This window comes from Neorhizobium sp. CSC1952, from assembly GCF_030378245.1.
GTDB classification, from domain to species: Bacteria; Pseudomonadota; Alphaproteobacteria; order Rhizobiales; family Rhizobiaceae; genus Neorhizobium; species Neorhizobium oryzae_A.
Window position 1 is genome coordinate 4,471,445 of record NZ_CP128416.1, and the last position, 21,684, is coordinate 4,493,128.

Consider the following 21,684-nt stretch of genomic DNA (forward strand, 5'->3'; position numbering starts at 1 on the left):
GTCATCTCCTGTTGAATTCGGGGGACGCAAGAACCATGGTGATGCCGTGCACCTTGCTGGGTGCCTGCGCGACGATCTGGCGGGTCTCCGGCCGGGCGGCATCGCCGAGCGCCGCCTCCAGAAATGCGGAGGGCTCCGTCTTCTGCCCGAAGGTTCGGGCGATCATGCGCGACCAGGCGATCCGTTCGCTGAGCTGGCTTGCCGACAGCCAGACGCTCACCTCGTCGGCGAAACCCGCCGGGCTCGGCGGCTGCCAGACCGGCTGCCCCATCCGCTGCAGGGCGCCAAGCGTCAGGGCGTTCGCCCGCCTCGCCTTTCGCCGCGCCTCTTCCCGCGTCGCGGCGGCGCCGGCCATTTCCATGGCCTTGCCCACCGGCCCCTCGTCCTCGTCGTCCAGGTCGCTCACCAGATTTGCGAAATTCTTTTCCGGCAGGCCGAGAGCCCTGAAGCCGGAAACGACGAATTCGAAGGGCTGCTTGATCTTCCGGCCCGGCTCCGCCCAGGCGCGCGGATGGGAAAGCATGGTCCGGTAGATCTCCGTGAGATTGCCCTGGCTTCTCATCCAGGCTTCCACCATCGGCTCCACCATGTCGTCCGGAGGATCGTCGGCGATGAAATGCCGGACCAGCTTGCGGGAGACGTGCCGGGCGGTCTTCGGGCTGCCGGCCAGATCCTCCAGCATCAGGACATGATCCTGGCCGTCGCCTTCGTCGTCCTCGTAGGTGCGTCCGAGCAGCGTGATCGGCCCGCCCTCCGCGAGCTGCGGCTGATAGACCACTTCGAGCGTGCGGTTGTCGACCGTAAGCCCGGTCAGGACGAGTGCGGCGGCGCGCACGTCGTCCTGCGTATAGCCGCTGCCGGCGCCGAGCGTGTGGAGTTCCAGGAGCTCGCGGCCGAGATTCTCGTTGAGGCCGCGGCGGTTCCTGCGCCCCGCGGGCGAATCCGGCCCGACGCTCTGGTTCTGGTCGAGATAGATCAGCATGGCCGGATGCAGGATCGCCGCCGAAAGAAGTTTCGAGAAGGAGCCGCCGATATTCGGCCGGATCGCCTGCGCCTCGTAAAGCGGCACGATCATGCGCATCGGCAGGGCCTTCAGGACGCTGGTCGAGAAGTGATCGACCCAGAAACCTGCAAGGCGTTCGTAAAATCCGAGCGGCGAGTGTATCGCATTGGCCATCCGCGCCATGGCGTCCAGGCGGTAGGTGCGTTGCACCTCCCGCTGCGTTTCCCGGCGGATGCCCTCGTTGGGATTGCCGGCCCTGCGGGCTTTCGCCTCGGCGGCGAGCACCGAAAGAACGCGCGTCGCATTCTCCAGCCGGCCGGCCGCTCCCTCGCGGGGAAAACCGGGCTTTTCCGACACGCCCTCCTCGATCTGTGCCAGCAGCGCTTCGGCATCGGCGGGCGGTTCTTCGCCGGGGCGAAGACCGTAGCCGAAGCGGATTGCGGCCAAGGTCGGGTGTGAAAGAGCCATGCAGTCATTCCTCGTCTGGCATCCCTGTCCGGGAGCATCTTCAAGGTCCGCGACAATTGTGGTGGAAACGGTCGAAAATTGCGGCCATTTCGCGACATGGACATTTTGTAATCCCGTTGCGGACCGTGTGCGCATGTCCCTGCTTACAACTGCGAAATCTCCTTAAGGTTGCATGCGATAAGTTTTCAATCAGAAACACTTGTGCCTTTATGTATTGCGTGAGGGGACAAGAAACATGCCCGGAATTCTTCATGTAGTCATAAGCATGGCTGCAGTAACGGCAGCTCTGGCCGGCTGTACTCCGTCGATCGCCGGAGGGCCGAATCTCGCCCAATACGATAGCGTCACGACGGCTTACTTTGCCGGCGGATATGTGCCTTCCCGGATGGAGGCCTATCATACCGCCACCAGCGAGATCGACAGAAGGGCGCTGCGGAATTCGATCGTGCTCAGCGCCATGGGCTCGATCGACATCCAGTATGCGAAGTTTTCCGCGGAGTTGACGCAGGAAAGTCAGGGCGTCCCCTTCATCGCCACGCTGACGAGCCTGTCGCTCAGCGGCGCGGGAACGCTTGCCGCCACCAAGACCGCCAAGACCGTGCTCGCCACGGTCGATACCGGCATCAAGGGCGCGCATGCGGCCTACGACAAAAGCATTCTTTCGGAAAAGACGATCCAGTTCCTGCAGAAGCAGATGCGCGCGAACAGGAACGGCGTGCGTTCGTCGATCCTCGACAAGCTGGCGCTGGACACGGCCGCATATCCGCTCGAACTCGCCCTGATGGACGTCAACGACTATGCGTCGGCGGGCACGATCACCGCCGGCCTGATCGGCATCGACGAGCAGACCTCGCAATTGCTCGCCCGGACCGAGGAAACCAGAACCGAGGCCATCTACACCTATGCGGCCGACGAGGCGTCCGGCCTCATCCTCGACTATCTCCGGAGCGGCGACGCAGCCCGGCAGGCGGTGCTCGAATGGCTCCGCCGGAACGACATCGACACCGACCTCACGCAGTTTGTGCATGCCCCGCAGTTCGCGACCGCGCGACGCCGGTTCGTGGAGGCTCGCGGGCTGAAGAAACCGGGCTGAGGCCGATGCGCCCGATGCCGAACTCTCGACCAAGACCGTCACCGAGGAGGGATCCATGACGATCACCGGGGTAACCGAAGCAGGCCTGGCCGACGTGCTCTTCACCATCCGCATCAGCGGCATGACGGTGACGTCGATCGAGAAGGCCGGCGACGGCACCTATACCGTCGTGTACGGCCCGGGCACCGGCGCGGCTTCGACCCGCCAGCTCAATCCGGAAGTGCCCAGGCCGCCGACCGAGCCGCCCGTCCTCAATATGGACGACCCGACACCGCCGCCCGCGGGATCGGCGGGCGAATTCGTGCATGCCCGCCCCATCGCGCCGAGGACGATCCTTTACGTCGATGCGCAGGGTCGCGAACAGGTCCGCGAAGGCGGATCGAGATCGTGGCGCAACTGCAATCCGGGCAATATCAGGAAGGGAGACTTCTCGATCAATTGCGGCGCGATCGGCAATGACGGCAGCTTCGCGGTATTTCCCGACGAGGCGACCGGCATGGCCGCGATCGTCTCGCTTCTCAAGACCGCGGCCTATTCCCGGCTGACGCTCAAGGACGCCATCTTCCGCTACGCGCCGCCCGGCAACGGGAACAATTCGCAGGAATATGCCGATTTCATTCATCGTGAGACGGGCATCGCGCTCGCAACGGTGCTGTCGACCTTGAGCGAACGGAATCGCAGGAAGGTGGCGCAGACGATCCAGAAGATCGAAGGCTGGACGAAAGGCACGGTGCGGCCGAACGCGCCGCCGGCCCCGCTGATCGGCCGGACACCGGACGTTCTTTCCTCCGCCGCCTCCGCCTCGAACGGCTGGATGGCGATCGCGCGGAGGGAGGCGACCCTGCCCGCGCAGGAAAGGAGCGAGTGGAGCGACCCGGGCGAAAATCCCCGCATCCTTCTTTATTTCGAGGTCGCCGCACCCTGGTTCGACCCGGTCGGCGGCGACGAGGTGGACTGGTGCGCGGCCTTCGTCAACTTTTGCCTCGTCACCGGCGGCCAGATGGGGACCAACCATCCCGGCGCCCGCTCCTTCTTCTGGAACAAGAACAACCAGTTCAAGCTGCTGTCCGCTCCCGCTTTCGGCGCGATCGGGGTTCGCCGCTATGCGCCGTTCGACGATGCCTCCTGGTCCGCCGGGTCGGGACATGTCGGCTTCGTGACGGGGTGGACGCCGAACAGCGTGACCCTGCTCGGCGGCAATCAATCCAACACCGTGAGGGAGATGACCTTTCCGCTGGTGGAGAAGGATTCCTCCGGCGCCGTGGTCTCGGAATTCGTCGCCTGGATGATGCCCGTCATCGTCTGACCGGCGTCCGGACAGGCCCGCGGCCTGCGATGTCGTCCTCGCCGCCTCGTCGGTCCGGCGAAAATCCGTTTCCCTTTTGTACTTGTTTTGTGACCTCGCCCCCTTTCCTTTCGCGATGACTCTCGCCATATTCGGCGCATGGCCAGATCACCGAAAAAATCCTCCACCTCGACCCCCGGTTTTGAGGAAGCCCCGCAATCGTCCTTCGAAGGCGCACCGCTTTCCAGCCCCTTGGCCGGCTCCGTCGCCGACTGGGTGAAGCAGCTCGAGGCGGAAGCGGAAGCCTCCTCCGTCGAGACGCAGCGCGAGATCGCCTCCAAGGCCGGAAAGCACCGCAAGAGGGTGGAGATCGAGGCCTCGAAGACATCGGGCAAGATCGACAGGAAGGCGGTCGCCGGCAAGACCGCCCGCGGCGTCTCCATGGGCGGCTCCTCGGACCCGAAAACGCGCGCCCGCGCCGGCCTCAACCCGGTCGCAGGCCTCGACGTGTCGCTTGAAGACGCCAAGAATCTTGCCCCCGGCGCCGTCACCGCCACGGTGGAGGCGCTTTCGAAACTCATCGAGAGCGGCAATCCGCTGTTCAAGGACGGCAAGCTGTGGACGCCGCACCGGCCGGAACGCCCGCAGAAATCCGAGGGCGGCATTCCGATCGAGATGGTCACCGAATACAAGCCCTCCGGCGACCAGCCGACCGCCATCCGCGACCTCGTCGAAGGCATCAATTCCGGCGACCGCTCCCAGGTCCTGCTCGGCGTCACCGGCTCGGGCAAGACCTTCACCATGGCCAAGGTGATCGAGGAAACGCAGCGCCCCGCCGTCATCCTCGCCCCCAACAAGACGCTCGCCGCGCAGCTCTATTCGGAGTTCAAGAACTTCTTCCCGAACAACGCGGTCGAATATTTCGTCTCCTATTACGACTACTACCAGCCGGAAGCCTACGTGCCGCGTTCCGACACCTATATCGAGAAGGAATCCTCGATCAACGAGCAGATCGACCGGATGCGCCACGCCGCCACCCGCGCCATCCTGGAGCGCGACGACTGCATCATCGTCGCCTCGGTCTCCTGCATCTACGGTATCGGCTCGGTCGAGACCTATACGGCGATGACCTTCCAGATGACGGTCGGCGACCGGCTCGACCAGCGCCAGCTCCTGGCCGACCTCGTCGCCCAGCAGTACAAGCGCCAGGACATCAATTTCGTGCGCGGCTCGTTCCGCGTCCGCGGCGACACGATCGAGATCTTCCCGGCCCACCTTGAGGATGCCGCCTGGCGCATCTCGATGTTCGGCGACGAGATCGACGCGATCACCGAGTTCGATCCCCTCACCGGCCAGAAGACCGGCGACCTGAAATCCGTCAAGATCTATGCCAACTCGCACTACGTGACGCCGCGCCCCACCCTCAACGCCGCCATCAAGGCGATCAAGGAGGAGCTGAAGTTCCGTCTCGCGGAGCTCGAAAAGGCCGGCCGCCTGCTCGAAGCCCAGCGGCTGGAACAGCGCACCCGCTACGACCTCGAAATGATGGAGGCGACAGGCTCCTGCGCCGGCATCGAGAACTATTCGCGCTATCTCACCGGCCGCAAGCCCGGCGAGCCGCCGCCGACGCTGTTCGAATATATCCCTGACAACGCGCTGATCTTCATCGACGAGAGCCACGTCACCGTGCCGCAGATCGGCGGCATGTATCGCGGCGACTTCCGACGCAAGGCCACCCTCGCCGAATACGGCTTCCGCCTGCCGTCCTGCATGGACAACCGGCCGCTGCGCTTCGAGGAATGGGACGCCATGCGGCCACAGACCGTCTCCGTCTCGGCCACACCCGGCGGCTGGGAGATGGAACAGTCCGGCGGCGTTTTTGCCGAACAGGTCATCCGCCCGACCGGCCTCATCGACCCGCCCGTCGAGGTCCGCCCCGCCCGCAGCCAGGTGGACGACGTGCTCGGCGAGATCCGCGAGACCGCCGCCAAGGGCTACCGCACCCTCGTCACCGTGCTCACCAAGCGCATGGCGGAAGACCTCACCGAATACCTGCACGAACAGGGTATTCGCGTGCGGTACATGCATTCGGACATCGACACGCTGGAGCGCATCGAGATCATCCGCGACCTCCGCCTCGGCGCCTTCGACGTGCTGGTCGGCATCAACCTGCTGCGCGAGGGCCTCGACATTCCCGAATGCGGTTTCGTCGCCATCCTCGACGCCGACAAGGAAGGTTTCCTGCGCTCCGAAACCTCGCTCATCCAGACGATCGGCCGCGCCGCGCGTAACGTCGACGGCAAGGTCATCCTCTATGCCGACAATATCACCGGCTCGATGCAGCGCGCCATGGACGAGACCGCGCGCCGCCGCGAAAAGCAGATGGCCTACAATATCGAGAACGGCATCACGCCGGAATCGGTGAAGGCGAAGATTTCCGACATCCTCGACTCGGTCTACGAGCGCGATCACGTCCGCGCCGACATTTCCGGCGTCTCCGGCAAGGGTTTCGCCGACGGCGGCCACCTCGTCGGCAACAATCTGCAGGCCCATCTCAACGCGCTCGAAAAGCAGATGCGCGACGCCGCCGCCGACCTCGACTTCGAAAAGGCCGCCCGTCTCCGCGACGAGATCAAACGCCTCAAGGCCGCCGAGCTCGCGGTCATGGATGACCCGATGGCCAAGGAAGAGGCGCGGTCACAGGAAGGCGGCGGCAGGAAGAAAAACGATGCGGCAAGCACGCTAGGCTCCCTCCCCCTTGTGGGGAGGGTTGGGGAGGGGCATGGCTCCGAAGAAACCCCTCCCGGCCCTGCGGGCCACCCTCCCCACAAGGGGGAGGGTTCTGGAGCTCGCGGCTCCCTCTTTGCCAAACCCTCGCTCGACGAAATGGGCCGCGACATCGCCGAGCCCGCCAAGGGCAGCCTCTTCCGCAAGAACACGCTGGACGAAATGACCGTCGGCCGGACGGAAAAGCCGGTCGACAAGAGGCGTGAAGCGCCGGAGGCGCGGCAGGGAGCAGAGGAAGGCAAGGTCCCGCCGAAGCCGTCGGAAACCGAACCCGGCAAGCGCTTCTCGCCGCTTCTGGAGGGGCAGCCGGAGCGCGACGACGGCGTGCGCCCCATCGTCCGCGGCAAGATCGGCACCGGCTCCTACGAGGACGGCGGCGAACAGAAGCGGAAGGGGCGCACCAAGGGCAAGACAGGCCGGCCGGGACAGTAGTCACGAGTCTTTTCTCCCTCGGGGAAAGATGCCGGCAGGCAGATGAGGGCAACGCCCGCCCTTACCCGAACCTCTCGTCGATATGCTGCACCTGGCCGGAGATCACGTTGTCGATCACCACATGCGAGAGCAGTTTCGGGCCGACCGCCCAGAGCGCGCGCATATGGTCGGTATCCTCGTGGCGGCGATGCGCCTCCTCGCCGGTGAAGGCTTCCGCCAGCAGGATCCTGTCCGGATCGTCCGGCATGGGCACGAGCTCGATGTAGAAACAGTCCGGATCGAGCCGGCTCTTCTCAAGATGATCCCGCGCCGCCTCCAGATATTCCGCCCGCTTTCCGGGCTTGGTCGTAAAGAACCCGACGATGACCTTCATTCCGCACTCCCTGGTTCGAAGCCTGGAAGAAAGTGGAGCGGATTTGACGTGCGGACAAGCGTGTCTCGGACGACCATGGTCGCATATTTGCCAAGGCGTTCCGGCGATCCGGAGGGCGGGCCGGTGCGATCGTGAAGGGAGAACGCGAAATCTCGCCTCCGCAAAAGCCGGCCCTGTTCGCCTCCACCCGTTCGCGGCCTCGGCCCCGCTATTAAGCCTCCCTCAACCTCCGCATGGCATTGGCATATCGGCCACGCAACAGAAGGAGAGACGTATGGCGCTGATCGGCTTCAAGAACACCCACAATCAGCCCGTCTACGTCAACCCCGCGCAGGTGGCCTATGTCACGACCTTCGAAGAGGACGTGACGATCATCGCGCTCGCCCTCACCGGCACGGGCGGCAAGCCCGTCGCGCTTTATGTCCGCGGCCATGTCGATGCCGTCCAGCAGAAACTCGGCGGCACCGTCCCGCGCTAGACGGCAAACCGCTCCCATCACCGCCCTTCTCCACTCCAGGGCGAGGCCAATTGCCTGTGAGCAAAATCTGCTGGTGCTTCTGTGGACTGACAAGGCAGCAGCGCGCTCTCCCCTTCTCCCCAGCGGGGAGAAGGTGGTCCGCAGGACCGGATGAGGGGGCGAAGCCACCATCGGGTGATGCCGCGCCTGCCGCGTGTGCACCCCCTCATCGCCTCGCTTTGCTCGGCACTTCTCCCCGCTGGGGAGAAGAGGGCGCAAGCCGAACTGGCTCGGTTCTCATATGCGATTGCCCCCGCCCATGAAGGAGATCCCAAGCAGCGCGCTCTTCCCTTCTCCCCAGCGGGGAGAAGGTGGTCCGAAGGACCGGATGAGGGGGGCGAAGCCACCATCCAGCGCCGCGCCTGCCGCATGTGCACCCCCTCATCGCCTCGCTTTGCTCGGCACTTCTCCCCGCTGGGGAGAAGAAGGCGCAAGCCGAACCCGCTCGGTTCCTCATATGCGTATGCGGTATGCCGAATAGCGCGCTCGTCGTTTGGGGAAGCCGCCGCCCCCATCCGATCTCCCCCCTTGTGGGGGAGATGCCCGGCAGGGCAGAGGGGGGTGCATTGAGGCAAATCAAAGCCTTGGGAAAAATCGACAGGAAAAACCGCCTCCGATTTTCCCCGTCCTCCCGCCTCATGCCTACAATCCCCCCGTCCCGCATCGGATACACCGGAAGGCGTTCCGGCGAGGCGGGGCCGGCGCGGGTGTTGAGGGGAAGACGCAAAGCCTCACCGTCCGGGTTCGCGGAAAATGGTCTCCCTCCGGCGACACGGGGAGAGGTGACGGGCAACGGACCGGCCCATCGTCTCTTGATGCCCGAAAGAGCGCGCCGGGCGTGCCTGTGCGGCACACAGGGTGGCCGAACGGATGGTTTCGCCGGACTTTTCTGTCCGTCCGCGTAAAGCGGAGAGTCCGGCGGCGGCGTCATGGATCGTTGGCGATAACTCGGTTCGCCCGGGGTCCATGCAGCCAGACGAACACCGTCCGGGAAGGCCAAGGCAGAGGGACCGAAGTCGCGGATGAAAACCGCCGAACGGGGCGCTGAGAGGTGTCACCTGTTAAACTAACCTAAGAGGCAGCTTTCAGCGCCCCGTCCGAAACCATGGCAAACCACGGATCAGAAGGATCGCGTGAACGATGACCTATGCCCTCCGCCCCCGCGGAAAAGTGCCCGAAGGCGGATGAAGGGCAGTCCGCCCGATGACCGATTGGACGGATCGGGTTTGCCGATCCCATATCAAAGGAGAAAACAATGCCTTACGAAAAACGGCCCATAGATACCGGGCTCGCCGCCCGCACAGCCGAGATTCTCGCCGTGCCCCACATGGTCTGCCGCCGGCGCGACTGCCGCCGCCGGAATGCCTGCCGCTGGCATTTCAAGTCCAACCGCGAACCCTGCTGCCTGCGGAACCTGACCGCCGAGCAGCGCCAGGCCTTCGATGCGGTTTACGAGGAGGCGCGGTTCGCGGAAGGCTTTCTCGGCTCCAGCAGCCATTTTTTCGAGGCACGCGACGGCGAGCGGCGGATGCTCGACGACGTCGCGATCGAGATCGCCCGCACGTCACCCAGCCGATGGAGACCCGAGATCTGGGATGCCGCCCGCCGCAAGCGGGAAGAGCTGCTCTCTTCTATGGATTAGCCGACGAATGCTCTTTCGATGACGAATTCGCCCGGCTTGTTGTTGGCGCCCTCTTCGAGGCCCGCCTTTTCGAGCAGCGCCTTGGTGTCCTTCAGCATGTCCGCCGAGCCGCAGATCATGCCGCGGTCGACGGCCGGATCGAGCGGCGGCACGCCGAGATCGGCAAAGAGCTTGCCGCTCTCGATCAGGTCGGTGATGCGGCCCTTGTGCGAAAAATCCTCGCGGGTGACGGTCGGGTAATGCTTCAGCTTCTCCCCGACGATCTCCGCCAGGAATTCGTGGTTCCTGATCTCCTCGATCAGGTCGAAGCCGTATTTCAGCTCCGCCACCTCGCGGCAGGTATGCGTCAGGATGACCTCGTCGAACTTCTCGTAGGTCTCCGGGTCGCGGATGAGGCTGGCGAAGGGGGCGATGCCGGTGCCGGTCGAGAACATGTAGAGCCGCTTGCCCGGGGTGAGCGCGTCGAGCACCAGCGTGCCGGTCGGCTTCTTGCGCATCAGCACCGTGTCGCCCGGCTTGATCTTCTGCAGATGCGAGGTGAGCGGCCCGTCCGGCACCTTGATCGAGAAGAATTCCAGCTCCTCGTCCCAGGCGGGGCTCGCGACCGAATAGGCGCGGTAGACCGGCTTTTCGCCGACCATCAGGCCGATCATGGCGAATTCGCCCGAGCGGAAGCGGAAGGCGGCCGGCCGCGTCATGCGGAAGCGGAACAGGCGGTCCGTATAATGCTCGACGTCGAGCACCGTCTCGGCATAGACGCCGTCGGGGATTTTCGCCGGGTTCTGGACCGCAAATTCTTCTGTCTTCGCTGGAGCGTTCATCTTCGTCTCAGTCTCGTCGTTCTTCGCAGAAGCGAAATATACCAAACAGCCGCCGTTTTGAAGGCATCCGCGAACCTTTGTCGCGGGTGTTCAAGAAAATATGTGCCGGGAAGTCACCTTTTGATGCGCATCGGCCCGAGCTCAGGCCGGCACGGTGCGGCGGCGCCAGCTGTAGCCGCCGGACTTTTCCGCGTGCCGCGCCGTCGGCTGGTAGTGGACGGCGATGCCGGGCAGCCTGCCCTCCTCCAGCCGCTTCAGCGCCGTGGCGTTCTTCACGGAAAAACTGTCGATGCCGACCCGCAGCATCAGCGGGATCTGGTCGATCAGCACGTCGCCGACGGCGCGCAGCTCGTTCTTGTAGGCGAGCCGCTCGCGCAGCAGCGAGGCATGCGAAAAGGCCCGCCCGTCGTTGAAGGCCGGGAAGTCCACCGCGACGATCTCGAGGCGGTAGAGATAGGGCTCCAGCCTGCGCACGTCGTCCGCCGGCCGGATCACCACGCCGAGGCCGACGTCGTTGCTCGCCTCCGCCTTCTCGATCAGCTCGTCGAGCGGCAGAAGCGCCTTCTGGCTTTCGGTTGCCTTCACCTCTTCGGTCTCGACCACCCAGGGGTCGTTCTCGACGAAGCCGGTCTCTCTCCAGATTCTGGTCATATTTCCCGCTCTCCCTCAGGCCGCTTCCGCCGTCGCGCCGCCATAGAGCGCATCCTTGAACGGCTGCGGTCCGACGCGGCGATAGGCTTCGAGGAAGGTCTCCTCCTTCGAGAGCCGCAGGGCCAGATAGGTGTCGACGATCGTCTCGACGGCGTCCGTCACCTTGCTCGGCTCGAAGCCGCGGCCGATGATCTCGCCGATCGAGGTGTTTTCGTCGGCCGAGCCGCCCAGCGTGATCTGGTAGAGCTCGGCGCCCTTCTTCTCGACCCCCAGAAGACCGATATGGCCGACATGATGATGGCCGCAGGCATTGATGCAGCCGGAGATCTTGATCTTCAGCTCGCCGATCTCCGCCTGCCGCTCCGGCGAACCGAAACGGGTGGAGATTTCCTGCGCCACCGGGATCGAGCGGGCATTCGCCAGCGCGCAATAGTCCAGCCCCGGACAGGCGATGATGTCGGTGATCAGGCCGGCATTGGCGGTTGCGAGGTTCTGGGCGAGGAGCGCGCGATAGAGCGGTTCCAGGTCGGCCAGCGCCACATGCGGGAAGATGACGTTCTGCTCGTGGCTGATGCGGATCTCGCCGGAGGCGAATTCCTCCGCCAGATCGGCGATCAGGTCCATCTGCTCGTGCGAGGCGTCGCCCGGAATGCCGCCGATCGGCTTCAGGGAGATCGTCACCATGCCGTAATCGGGATGCTTGTGGGGCTGCACGTTCTGGCTCACCCAGCGGGAAAAGCCCTCGTCCTGCTTCTTCCAGCCGGCAAGCTGCGCCCAGCCTTCCGCCCGGTCGGCGAGCGCCGGCGGGGCGAAATAAGCGCCGATCGCCTGGAGGTCCGCCTCCGGCAGTTTCAGTTCGCTGCCCTGGAGATGCGCGAACTCCTCTTCCACCCGGCGGGTGATTTCCTCGACGCCGGTTTCATGGACGAGGATCTTGATGCGCGCCTTGAACTTGTTGTCGCGGCGGCCGAAGAGATTGTACACGCGCACGATAGCGGTCGTGTAGGAAAGCAGGTCCTCTTCCGGCAGGAAGTCGCGGATCTTCTTGGCGATCAGGGGCGTACGCCCCTGCCCGCCGCCCACATAGACGGCAAAGCCAAGTTCGCCCCGATCGTTCCTCTTCAGATGCAGGCCGATGTCATGCACCTGGATCGCGGCGCGGTCGCGCTCGGCGCCCGTCACGGCAATCTTGAACTTGCGCGGCAGATAGGAGAATTCCGGGTGGACGGAAGACCACTGGCGGAGGATTTCCGCATAGGGACGCGGATCGGCCACTTCGTCGGCGGCGGCACCGGCAAAATGGTCGGCGGTCACGTTGCGGATGCAGTTGCCGGAAGTCTGCAGCGCATGCATCTCGACGGTCGCGAGCTCCGCCAGGATATCCGGAATGTCCGCGAGTTTCGGCCAGTTGAACTGGATGTTCTGGCGCGTGGTGAAATGGCCGTAGCCGCGGTCGTACTTGCGCGCGATATGCGCCAGCATCCGCATCTGCCTGGAATTCAGCGTGCCGTAGGGGATCGCGATGCGCAGCATGTAGGCATGCAGCTGCAGATAGACGCCGTTCATCAACCGCAGCGGCTTGAAGACGTCATCCGCCAGCTCGCCGGAAAGGCGGCGCGCGACCTGATCGCGGAACTGCTCCACGCGGCTCGTGACAAATGCGTGGTCGAATTCGTCGTAACGGTACATGACTTCCTCAGACTGCGATAAACTTCGGGTCGGCGGGGCGATAGCCGGCGGCATATTCCATGGTTGGCCCCTGGGCGCGAATGCGTTCGCGAAGACGGATCGGCCAGAGCTTGCCGTCCGTTTCCTGCACGTCGATGACGTCCACGTCAACGACCAGGTTCTGCGCGAAATCGCGCTTGCCGATCGCCTCCAGCGAAGCCACGGCTTCGGCGTGGCGCGCCACAAGCGCATCCTGCAGGTTTTCCACCCACTGGCCGTTCGCATCGAGCCATACGGCGATACCGTCCACCAGGCGGTTGGCGGTCAGAACCTTGTCGGTCATCTTGTCTGTTCCATTTCCTGGCGAACCGCGGCCCTGCGGGCAGAAAGCGGCTCGGACTTTTCGAAATTCGCACCGGCGACGGCCTCGCCGATGATCACCATGACCGGGCCTGCGAGATCGTCGCGGGCTTCCAGATCCGGCAGTTCCTTCAAGACGCCGTGGAAGAGCCGGCGGTCGGCGCGGCTTGCGTTCTCGATCACGGCGACGGTCGTATCCGCAGCCAGGCCGGCGCCCATCAGCCGTTCGGCGACGGAAGCCGCGACCGTGCGGCCCATGTAGACGGCGATCGTCGCGCCTGAAACGGCAAGGCTCGCCCAGTCCGGCAGCACGTCGCCCGTGAGGTCGTGGCCGGTCGTGAAGATCAGCGACGAGGCGACGCCGCGCAGCGTCAGCGGCAGGTCGAAATCGGCGGCGGCGGCAAAGGCCGAGGTGATGCCCGGCACGATCTCGTAGGAGATGCCGGCCTCGCGAAGTGCGGCCATCTCCTCGCCGGCGCGGCCGTAGACGAGCGGGTCGCCGGATTTCAGACGCACCACGCGCTTGCCCTGGCGGCCGAGCTCGACCAGCAGGCGGTTGATCTCGTCCTGAGATTTGGAATGGCAATTCTTGCGCTTGCCGACCGGCAGACGCTCGGCGTCGCGGCGCCCCATGTCGACGATCGACTGCGGCACGAGCGCGTCGTAGACGATCGCATCGGCCTCCATCAGCACGCGCTGGGCACGCAGGGTCAGCAGGTCCTCGGCGCCCGGGCCGGCGCCGACCAGCCAGACATGCCCCTCGGCACGCCCCGTGGTCGAAAGCAGCGCATTGGCCGAACGGCGGGCGGCGGCCGCGTCGTTTGCATCGATCGCGTCGGCGACATCGCCCGAGAAGAAACGGCGCCAGAAAATGCGGCGCGAGACGCCGCGCGGCACGAGCCGTTCGGCAGCATCCCGGTATTCGGCGGCAAGCCGCGCCAGCCGGCCGAGCGACGGCGACAGCATCTGGTCGATGCGGGCGCGGATCATCTGGGCGAGAACGGGACCCGCCCCTTCCGTACCGATCGCGACGGCGACGGGGGCGCGGTTGACGATAGCCGGCGTGTAGAAATCGCAGAATTCCGGCTGGTCGACGGCATTGGCCGGAATCTTCTCCGCCCTGGCAGCCGTCACGATTTCCCGGTCCCGAGCGGCATTGCCGGTCGCGGCGAAAACCAGCGCGGCACCCCTGACCTGCGCGGGCGAAAATTCCGCGCGGACGATCTCGATGCCTTGCGCGACGAGATAGGCGGCGTAATCCTCTTCCGGCGACGGCGCATAGGCGACGATGCGGGCATCGGTATTGCCGAGCAGCCGGACCTTGGCAAAGGCCTCGTCGCCATTGCCGAATACGAGAACGCTCCTTCCGCTCACGCGGAAGAAGGCCGGAAAGACCGACAGGCGCTCTGTATCCTTGGACATGCGGGTATCCTGAATCATATCAGGGCAATATCCGCAATAGCCGGATAAAATTGAAGGAATGGATATGCTAAGAGACTGCGCCTGCGGTATTTTCCTTCTCGCAATATGCCGATCTGGAGTAAAAGCCACCGCACTGCGAAAAGAATGCAATTTTCCACTAATTTACTAGCAAATTCCAGCCCTTGACCATCCACAATACCGCCGCCCGCCGATAGACTGCGGCACGAAAATCCGGATAGTGACAACCATGACCATCGCAGCCCGCCTCCTCGACGTCATCGAACACGACATCCTGCCGCTGACGGAAAAGGGCGTCGCTGCCGGCAACAAGGTGTTCGGCGCGGCGATCCTCAGAAAATCCGACCTCTCGCTGGTGATCGCCGAGACCAACAACGAGCTCGAAAATCCGCTCTGGCATGGGGAGGTCCACACGCTCAAGCGCTTTTATGAAAGAGCTTCAGGGATCTCCACCAAGGACCTGATTTTTCTCTCGACTCACGAACCGTGCACGATGTGCATGTCGGCGATCACATGGGCGGGTTTCGACAATTTCTATTCGTTTTTCAGCCACGAGGATTCGCGCGACGCCTTCGCCATACCGCACGACCTCAAGATCCTGAAAGAGGTGTTCGGGCTGGAGCCCGGCGGCTACCGGCGCAGCAACGCCTTCTGGAATTCCTATTTCATCGCCGATCTCGTGGAAAGCGAGGACGAGCCGCTGCGCGCCGAACTCCGTGCACAGACCGCCCGCGTCAAGGCAGCCTATCAGCGGCTCTCGAACAGCTATCAATCCGGCAAAGCCGAGAACAACATACCGCTCGCCTGAGCGGCAAGGAAAACTCCCATGGAACCATCGAAGGATATTTCGCGGCTGATCGAGATCATGGCTGCATTGCGCACGCCCGGCACCGGCTGCCCCTGGGATCTCGAGCAGAATTTTTCGACCATCAAGCCCTACACGATCGAGGAGGCCTACGAAGTGGCCGACGCGATCGAACGCAACGACATGGACGATCTCTGCGAGGAACTGGGGGACCTCCTGCTGCAGGTGGTTTTCCATGCGCGCATGGCGGAGGAAGCCGGCGAATTCGCCTTCGGCGACGTGGTCGAGGCGATCACCAAAAAGATGATCCGCCGGCATCCGCATGTTTTCGCGCGCTCGGACGCCGATACGCCCGATGCGGTGAAGCTGCAATGGGACGAGATCAAGGGGGCGGAAAAGCGCGAGCGCGCCGAGCGACGCGCCAGACGCGGAATAACCGAGGATTTCAAACAGGGTTATCTCGGCGCGGTGCATCGCGCCCAGCCGGCCCTGACGGAGGCTCTGAAGCTGCAACAGCGTGCCGCCAAGGTGGGATTCGACTGGTCGGAGGCCGAACCGATCCTCGACAAGATCGAGGAGGAGATCGGCGAATTGCGCGACGCACTGCGCGGCGGACGGCAGGACAAGGTGGCGGACGAACTCGGCGACCTCATCTTCGCGCTCGTCAATATCGGCCGGCATGTGAAGGCCGACCCGGAAGATGCCCTGCGGGGTACGAACACCAAATTCCGGCGCCGCTTCAACTATATAGAAACATCCCTTCAACAATCGAACGAGAATTTGGAAGCCGCCACGCTGGAACGCATGGAAGAGCTCTGGCAGGCGGCCAAGGCGATCGAGCGGCAGGTCGCAACCTCGTGAGCCGCAACGCCCGGGCCGTGGGGACGGAAAGGCCTATACGGTCCGCTCTCTGGTGACGCGTTTCGCCAGATGGTTCTGGAAGAAACGATTGAGCGTCCTTCTGGCGGGTTTCTCGACGAGATAGAAGCTCGCCAACGCGGCCAGCAGGGCAGCGAGGATCAACAGAGCGGTCGGAGCCGTTTCGGCCCGGTAAAGCTTGTAGAAGGGCTGCTGCCACAGATAGAGCGAATAGGACCACAATCCCGCATAGGTCAGTATCCGGGTCGACAGGATCTTCCGGAACACGGGCGTCGCGTGGTCGATCGTGGTGATGGAAAGCGCGAGCATGGTCGTCGACAGGCCGAAGGAGAGGGTGTGATCGGGCAGCCCCTTCGCCACGACCGCGACCAGCAGCGCCGCCGGGGAAAGCCACCACGGGGCCCGGCGCCGGCGGAGGAACAGCCAGAGACCGCCGGCGAGGAATATCCCTGCGACGGAGACGTCGCTGCGCCAATGGGTATACAGGACGCTTGCGCCGAGCTCGGTGCGAACGATGCCGTTCAGCATCGCGGCAAGGCCAAGCGCGATTATCACGGCGCCCACCGGAAACAGCCTGCGGCGGGACAGGAACGCGATGCCCGCCAGGAGAATATAGGCGTGCTCCTCGACGCAGAGCGACCAGAGGTGATCGAACAAAGCCACGGGATGGGTATAGACCATGGCGTAGTTGATCGTGAACGTCAAAGCAAGCAACGCCGCCACGGGGCCGTGCGACAGCTCCGTCCCCTGGAAGAAAAGCGTGGTGATGACAACGAATGCGAGGAGAGCGGGGTATATTCGCGAAAAGCGCCTGAAGAAGAAGGTGGGCAATTCCGCCCGCTTGACGAACAGGATTTCCGACATCAACCGGCCCGACAGGACGAAAAACAGATCGACGCCAAACGTGCTGACGCCGGGCTTTATGTCGTCCAGCCAGAAATGGCCGAGAATTACGAAGATAACGGCGATGCCGCGCCAACCATCCAGATAGGCCAGATGCGTTCCGGTTTCTTCGCGCGGCTGATTTTGCATCATTACGAAAACCATTCCTGCCGGCCCCGCAACGATACTGCAAAATTCCCGGCCGTCGTCAACGGATCATTTTGCACTGCAAAAACCGGCAACATGATGGCGCTGCACACGACAAGGCTGCCGTTGCGCGTTCCCTCCCGGGGCTATTTTCTCTGCTCAATGGGGAGGTTGCGAAATAGGAACGGATAATCCCCTCACTTGCGATTTCCAACGCTTAGCTGAAGCTAAGATGTTGAAATCGCTTTCTCTCCCATAAAGGGAGAGATACCGGCGCCGCACTCTCGGCGTTCTGCCTCTCCCCTTGTGGGAGAGGTTACAAAATCACGATCTTAGCAAAGCCAAGTCGTAGATTTTGCTGGTGAGGGGGCAGAATCCTACCGCTCCCAGTCTTCCTTGACCGGCTTCGGGCCGTTGCCGAGCCGGCGTTCCAGTTCGGCGGCCTGGCGCTCGGTCAGGCGCACGTCGAGCGTCACCGAGCCGTCCTCGTTGTCCTTCCGCTCGTCCACCACGGCATTGCCGTAGACCCAGGAAACCAGCGCCAGCTTGTCCGGCGGAATGGTGATCGTGGTTTCAGTGAGAACGCCGGAAAGGCGTTTCGCGATCTCGTCCATGAGGGCATCGATGCCCTCGCCGGTCATCGCCGAGACAGCCATGACGTTCTCGCGGCCGGCGGCGCGTTCGGCCATGGCGTCATGGGCTTCTGCATCGAGCCGGTCGATCTTGTTCCAGACCTCGATGATGCGCTCGGCACCTTCCTTCTCGCCGATGCCGAGATCGGCGAGGATGCGCAAAACGTCGTTGGCCTGCGCCGCGTTGTCCGGATCGGACATATCGCGCACATGCAGGATCAGGTCCGCCTCCAGCACCTCTTCCAGCGTGGCGCGGAAGGCGGCGACCAGATGGGTCGGCAGGTCGGAGATGAAGCCGACCGTATCCGACAGGATGACCGTGCGGCCATGCGGCAGCTTCATGCGGCGCAGCGTCGGGTCCAGCGTCGCGAAGAGCATGTCCTCGGCCAGCACCCCCGCCCCGGTGATGCGGTTGAAGAGCGTCGACTTGCCGGCGTTGGTATAGCCGACCAGCGCGACGATCGGATGCGGCACCTTGCGGCGCTTGGCGCGGTGAAGCTGGCGGGTGCGCACCACCTGTTCGAGCTCGCGCTCCAGCCGGACGATGCGCTCCTGTAGAAGCCGGCGGTCGGCTTCGATCTGGGTTTCGCCGGGGCCGCCCATGAAGCCCGCGCCGCCGCGCTGGCGCTCGAGGTGGGTCCAGCTTCGGACCAGCCGGCCCTTCTGGTAGTTCAGGTGCGCGAGATCGACCTGCAGCGTGCCCTCCTTGGTGGAGGCGCGGCGGCCGAAGATTTCGAGGATGAGGCCCGTCCGGTCGATGACCTTGGCGTTCCATTCCTTTTCGAGATTGCGCTGCTGCACCGGGGTCAAAGGATGATCAACGATGACGAGGCCGGCATCCTTCTCGTCGAGCAGCGCCTTGATCTCCTCGATCTTGCCCGTGCCGATGAGGGTCGCGGGGCGCGGCTGGCCGACGGGCACGATGAGGCCCTCGACGATCGTCAGGTCGATCGCCTTGGCAAGGCCCACCGCCTCTTCGAGGCGCGCTTCGTTGGAGCGTTGCGGCGCAGGCAAAGCGGGCGATTCGCCCTGCCCCGCCCTATGCCCCCCTTTGGGCCTGGCCTGCTTCAGGACCGGCACGACGACGGCCGCGCGCATATCGTCCCGGCGCTTGTCGGCTTCCGGGACAAGGGATTCGTTCGAGGTGTCGCGGTTTGAAATCTGCTCTCGTCCTTAAGCGGCGTTCTCTTCGCTTTCGAACATCTGCATGGGCTGGCCCGGCATGATGGTCGAGATCGCGTGCTTATACACGAGCTGGGAGTGGCCGTCACGACGAAGAAGGACGCAGAAGTTGTCGAAAGAGGTGACGACGCCCGTCAGCTTGACCCCGTTGATGAGGAATATCGTCAGGGAAATCTTCTGCTTGCGAACGGTGTTGAGAAATAAATCCTGCAGGTTCTGAGAACGTTCCGCCATAGCGCCGCTTCTTTCTTTTTTGCCGGCCAACGTGCCGGGAGATGATCAAGCTTTCATGAGACGACCGGGAAACGCCCTCGTGCTTCCCTTCCCCTTACGTCTGGTTATCAAATCGCCGTCTTTTCCGCAATGTCGAAAAAGGTGTCACGAATGCCCGCCGAGGTGGTGCCCGGATGGCCGTTGGCGACGGGTTTTCCGTCGATTTCGACGATCGGCACGCATATGCCGGTGGCCGAGGTGAAAAAGACCTCGCGGGCCGCCATCATCTCTTCCGTCCCGAATTCGCGCTCGACGACCTTCAGGCCGAGCTTTTCCGCCACGTCGATCAGCGTCGTGCGGGTGATTCCCCGGAGAATTCCATGCTCGGCCGGCCGGGTGACCAGCTCGCCTTCCGGCGTGACGATCCAGACGTTGGAGGAAGCGCCTTCCATGACGATGCCGTTCCGGTCGACGAAGATCGCATCCTGGGCGCCCGCCTCCTTCGCCTGCTGCTTGGCGAGCACGTTCGGCAGGAGGCCGACGGTCTTGATGTCGACCCGGTCCCAGCGATTCTCCGGCACGGTGATGACCTTGATGCCGTTGGCATATTTCCTGGCGGCGACGGACGGGTCGGTGCTCTTCGCGGTGATCGTCAGCGTCGGCGGCGTGTCGTCCGAGGGGAAGTAATGGTCGCGGCGGGCCGCACCGCGCGTCACCTGCAGATAGAAGATGCCGTTCCGCACCCGGTTGCGGCGGAGCACTTCGCGGATGACGAAGGTGAGCGCCGCGCGGCCCATGGGAGACGCCATCTTCAATTCGCGAAGCGAGCGGTCGAGACGGTCGAGATGCCGCGTCAGGTCGACGATGAAACCGTGGCGCACCTCGCAGACCTCGTAGACGCCGTCGGCGAACTGGAAGCCGCGGTCTTCCACATGCACGGCGGCTTCGGAATGGCGGACATATTGTCCGTTCACATAGGCGATTCTCGACATCGAATGTCCCCTGACCTCAGAAATACTGGATGGATACGCGGAAGAGCTGCTCCACGTCGCGGACCGCCTCGGCGGTGGCGAAGAGCACGACCCGGTCGCGCGCCTTGATCTTCGTATCGCCGCTCGGGCGGATGACCGTGTCGCCGCGATAGATGGCGCCGATGCGGATGCCGTCCGGAAGCTCGAGTTCGCGGAACGGCCGGCCGACCAGCGGCGAGGTTTCGAGCGCTTCCGCCTCGATCACCTCCGCCGCGCCGTGCTGGACGGCATAGACGGAGCGGATGCGGCCCTTGCGGACGTGCTGCAGCACGCGGGAAATGGTGACCGCCCGCGGATTGATCTGCGCGTCGATGCCGACCGAATCGGTGATCTGATGAAGCGAGGTGGAATTGATCAGCACGAGGTTCGACTTGCAGCCGAGGGATTTTCCAAGCACCGCGCCCAGGATGTTGATCTGGTCGCTGTTGGTCAGCGTCACCATCAGGTCGGTATCCTGGATATCCGCCTGGTTGAGGATATGCTGGTCGAGCGCCGAACCGTGCAGCACGATGGTGTTGCGGAGCTTTTCCGATATCGCCAGGGCCTTTTCACGGTCGCTCTCGATGATCTTCAGCCGCATCCTCGGCTGATGCTCCTCAATCGTGCGGGCGACGTAGTAACCGATATTGCCGCCGCCGGCGATGATGATGCGGCGCGCCTCCTCCTCCTCATGCCCGAACAGGCCGAGTGTGCGGCGGATATGGTCGCATTGGCAGATGACATAGGCGAGATCGCCGACTTCGAGCTGATCGGCGGAACGGGCGACGGTGAGCCGGCCGCCCCTGACGATACCCACCACCGTCGCCCGGAGATCCGGGAAGAGATCGGAGAGCTGATGCAGCGGGGTTGCGACGACCGGGCAATCCTCCATGCATTCGATCGCCACCATGGCGATGTTGTCGTCCGCGAAACGCACGACGTCCATGGCGCCGGGAAAGGAGATGCGCCGAAGCACCATCTTGCCGACCTCCACCTCGGGAGAGATGGTCACGTCGATCGACATGTTCTGGCGGCTGAAGAGATCGGCATATTCCGGCTTCAGATAGCTCTGGGCGCGGATGCGGGCGATCTTGGTCGGCACCGAGAAGAGCGCATGCGCCACTTCGCAGGCGACGATATTGACCTCGTCGTAGAGCGTCACGGCGATGATCATGTCGGCGTCTTCGGCGCCGGCCTTTTCCAGCACGTCGGGATGGGCGCCGTGGCCGACATAGCCCTTCACGTCGAGGGTCTCGGTGATCGCAGCGATCAACGTGGCGGAGGTGTCGATGACGGAGACGTCGTTGTCCTCCTGCGACAGCCGTTCGGCGATGCCGTAGCCTACCTGCCCCGCCCCGCAAATGATGACTTTCATCGATCAGCTTTCATGGATT

Annotated in this window: 19 protein-coding genes; 7 read left to right on the forward strand and 12 right to left on the reverse strand. The window is 63.8% G+C overall.

Going from position 1 to position 21,684, the window contains the following annotated elements; genetic code table 11:
* Nucleotide 1 precedes the first annotated feature (1 nt).
* The gene (locus QTA58_RS21610) at nucleotides 2-1,471 is read right to left on the reverse strand and encodes a DUF1800 domain-containing protein (RefSeq protein ID WP_289670774.1); all 1,470 of its coding nucleotides are present in this window, start codon (nucleotides 1,469-1,471) and stop codon (nucleotides 2-4) included.
* A gap of 265 nt (nucleotides 1,472-1,736) precedes the next feature.
* On the opposite strand from QTA58_RS21610, the gene QTA58_RS21615 reads away from it, so the two are divergent.
* From QTA58_RS21615 to uvrB, 3 genes are all read left to right on the forward strand, one after another.
* Nucleotides 1,737-2,564, forward strand: coding sequence for a hypothetical protein (locus QTA58_RS21615; protein WP_289670776.1), 828 nt, complete (start codon nucleotides 1,737-1,739; stop codon nucleotides 2,562-2,564).
* A gap of 55 nt (nucleotides 2,565-2,619) precedes the next feature.
* Complete coding sequence (locus QTA58_RS21620; RefSeq protein ID WP_289670777.1) at nucleotides 2,620-3,870, forward strand: conjugal transfer protein; 1,251 nt, start codon at nucleotides 2,620-2,622, stop codon at nucleotides 3,868-3,870.
* A gap of 138 nt (nucleotides 3,871-4,008) precedes the next feature.
* Entirely contained in the window at nucleotides 4,009-7,068 is a 3,060-nt protein-coding gene (gene uvrB, locus QTA58_RS21625; RefSeq protein ID WP_289670778.1) for an excinuclease ABC subunit UvrB, read from the forward strand.
* A 61-nt stretch (nucleotides 7,069-7,129) separates the two neighbouring features.
* Here uvrB and QTA58_RS21630 read toward each other — a convergent pair whose 3' ends face one another.
* Nucleotides 7,130-7,441, reverse strand: a complete 312-nt coding sequence (locus QTA58_RS21630; protein ID WP_289670779.1) for an antibiotic biosynthesis monooxygenase family protein — start codon at nucleotides 7,439-7,441, stop codon at nucleotides 7,130-7,132.
* A 274-nt stretch (nucleotides 7,442-7,715) separates the two neighbouring features.
* Here QTA58_RS21630 and QTA58_RS21635 point away from each other — a divergent pair, with 274 nt between their 5' ends.
* Together QTA58_RS21635 and QTA58_RS21640 are read left to right on the forward strand one after the other, a co-directional pair.
* On the forward strand, nucleotides 7,716-7,919 hold the full coding sequence (locus QTA58_RS21635; RefSeq protein ID WP_085424269.1) for a hypothetical protein: 204 nt from the start codon (nucleotides 7,716-7,718) through the stop codon (nucleotides 7,917-7,919).
* A gap of 1,294 nt (nucleotides 7,920-9,213) precedes the next feature.
* A complete protein-coding gene (locus tag QTA58_RS21640) occupies nucleotides 9,214-9,600 on the forward strand; it encodes a hypothetical protein (protein WP_289670780.1) in 387 nt (128 codons plus the stop codon).
* On the opposite strand, the gene QTA58_RS21645 is transcribed toward QTA58_RS21640, so the two are convergent.
* The 5 genes from QTA58_RS21645 to cysG all read right to left on the reverse strand — a co-directional run bounded on the left by QTA58_RS21645 (nucleotide 9,597) and on the right by cysG (nucleotide 14,522).
* On the reverse strand, nucleotides 9,597-10,421 hold the full coding sequence (locus QTA58_RS21645; protein ID WP_085425085.1) for a ferredoxin--NADP reductase: 825 nt from the start codon (nucleotides 10,419-10,421) through the stop codon (nucleotides 9,597-9,599). The two genes, QTA58_RS21640 and QTA58_RS21645, sit on opposite strands and share 4 nt — an antisense overlap.
* Before the next feature lie 141 nt (nucleotides 10,422-10,562).
* Complete coding sequence (locus tag QTA58_RS21650) at nucleotides 10,563-11,072, reverse strand: DUF934 domain-containing protein (protein WP_289670781.1); 510 nt, start codon at nucleotides 11,070-11,072, stop codon at nucleotides 10,563-10,565.
* Nucleotides 11,073-11,087: 15 nt separating this feature from the next.
* The gene (locus QTA58_RS21655) at nucleotides 11,088-12,761 is read right to left on the reverse strand and encodes a nitrite/sulfite reductase (protein WP_289670782.1); all 1,674 of its coding nucleotides are present in this window, start codon (nucleotides 12,759-12,761) and stop codon (nucleotides 11,088-11,090) included.
* 7 nt (nucleotides 12,762-12,768) lie between these two features.
* Complete coding sequence (locus QTA58_RS21660) at nucleotides 12,769-13,083, reverse strand: DUF2849 domain-containing protein (RefSeq protein ID WP_085424265.1); 315 nt, start codon at nucleotides 13,081-13,083, stop codon at nucleotides 12,769-12,771.
* Nucleotides 13,080-14,522 carry a siroheme synthase CysG gene (gene cysG, locus QTA58_RS21665; protein WP_289670784.1) on the reverse strand — a complete coding sequence of 481 codons (1,443 nt, stop codon included), beginning with the start codon at nucleotides 14,520-14,522 and terminating at the stop codon, nucleotides 13,080-13,082. The genes QTA58_RS21660 and cysG overlap by 4 nt, the downstream gene beginning before the upstream one ends.
* Nucleotides 14,523-14,760: 238 nt before the next feature.
* On the opposite strand from cysG, the gene QTA58_RS21670 reads away from it, so the two are divergent.
* Together QTA58_RS21670 and mazG are read left to right on the forward strand one after the other, a co-directional pair.
* A complete protein-coding gene (locus QTA58_RS21670) occupies nucleotides 14,761-15,348 on the forward strand; it encodes a nucleoside deaminase (protein ID WP_289670786.1) in 588 nt (195 codons plus the stop codon).
* Nucleotides 15,349-15,366: 18 nt separating this feature from the next.
* Nucleotides 15,367-16,206 carry a nucleoside triphosphate pyrophosphohydrolase gene (mazG, locus tag QTA58_RS21675; protein WP_085424263.1) on the forward strand — a complete coding sequence of 280 codons (840 nt, stop codon included), beginning with the start codon at nucleotides 15,367-15,369 and terminating at the stop codon, nucleotides 16,204-16,206.
* A 33-nt stretch (nucleotides 16,207-16,239) separates the two neighbouring features.
* On the opposite strand, the gene QTA58_RS21680 is transcribed toward mazG, so the two are convergent.
* From QTA58_RS21680 to trkA, 5 genes are all read right to left on the reverse strand, one after another.
* Nucleotides 16,240-17,259 (reverse strand): acyltransferase, encoded by a 1,020-nt coding sequence (locus QTA58_RS21680; protein ID WP_289670787.1) that lies wholly within the window; start codon nucleotides 17,257-17,259, stop codon nucleotides 16,240-16,242.
* 371 nt (nucleotides 17,260-17,630) lie between these two features.
* The gene (gene hflX / locus QTA58_RS21685) at nucleotides 17,631-18,983 is read right to left on the reverse strand and encodes a GTPase HflX (protein WP_289670788.1); all 1,353 of its coding nucleotides are present in this window, start codon (nucleotides 18,981-18,983) and stop codon (nucleotides 17,631-17,633) included.
* A gap of 75 nt (nucleotides 18,984-19,058) precedes the next feature.
* On the reverse strand, nucleotides 19,059-19,301 hold the full coding sequence (gene hfq, locus QTA58_RS21690; RefSeq protein ID WP_037155370.1) for an RNA chaperone Hfq: 243 nt from the start codon (nucleotides 19,299-19,301) through the stop codon (nucleotides 19,059-19,061).
* Nucleotides 19,302-19,408: 107 nt separating this feature from the next.
* Nucleotides 19,409-20,272, reverse strand: coding sequence for a D-amino-acid transaminase (locus tag QTA58_RS21695; protein ID WP_289670789.1), 864 nt, complete (start codon nucleotides 20,270-20,272; stop codon nucleotides 19,409-19,411).
* 16 nt (nucleotides 20,273-20,288) lie between these two features.
* Nucleotides 20,289-21,665, reverse strand: a complete 1,377-nt coding sequence (gene trkA / locus QTA58_RS21700) for a Trk system potassium transporter TrkA (RefSeq protein WP_085424259.1) — start codon at nucleotides 21,663-21,665, stop codon at nucleotides 20,289-20,291.
* Nucleotides 21,666-21,684: the final 19 nt, after the last annotated feature.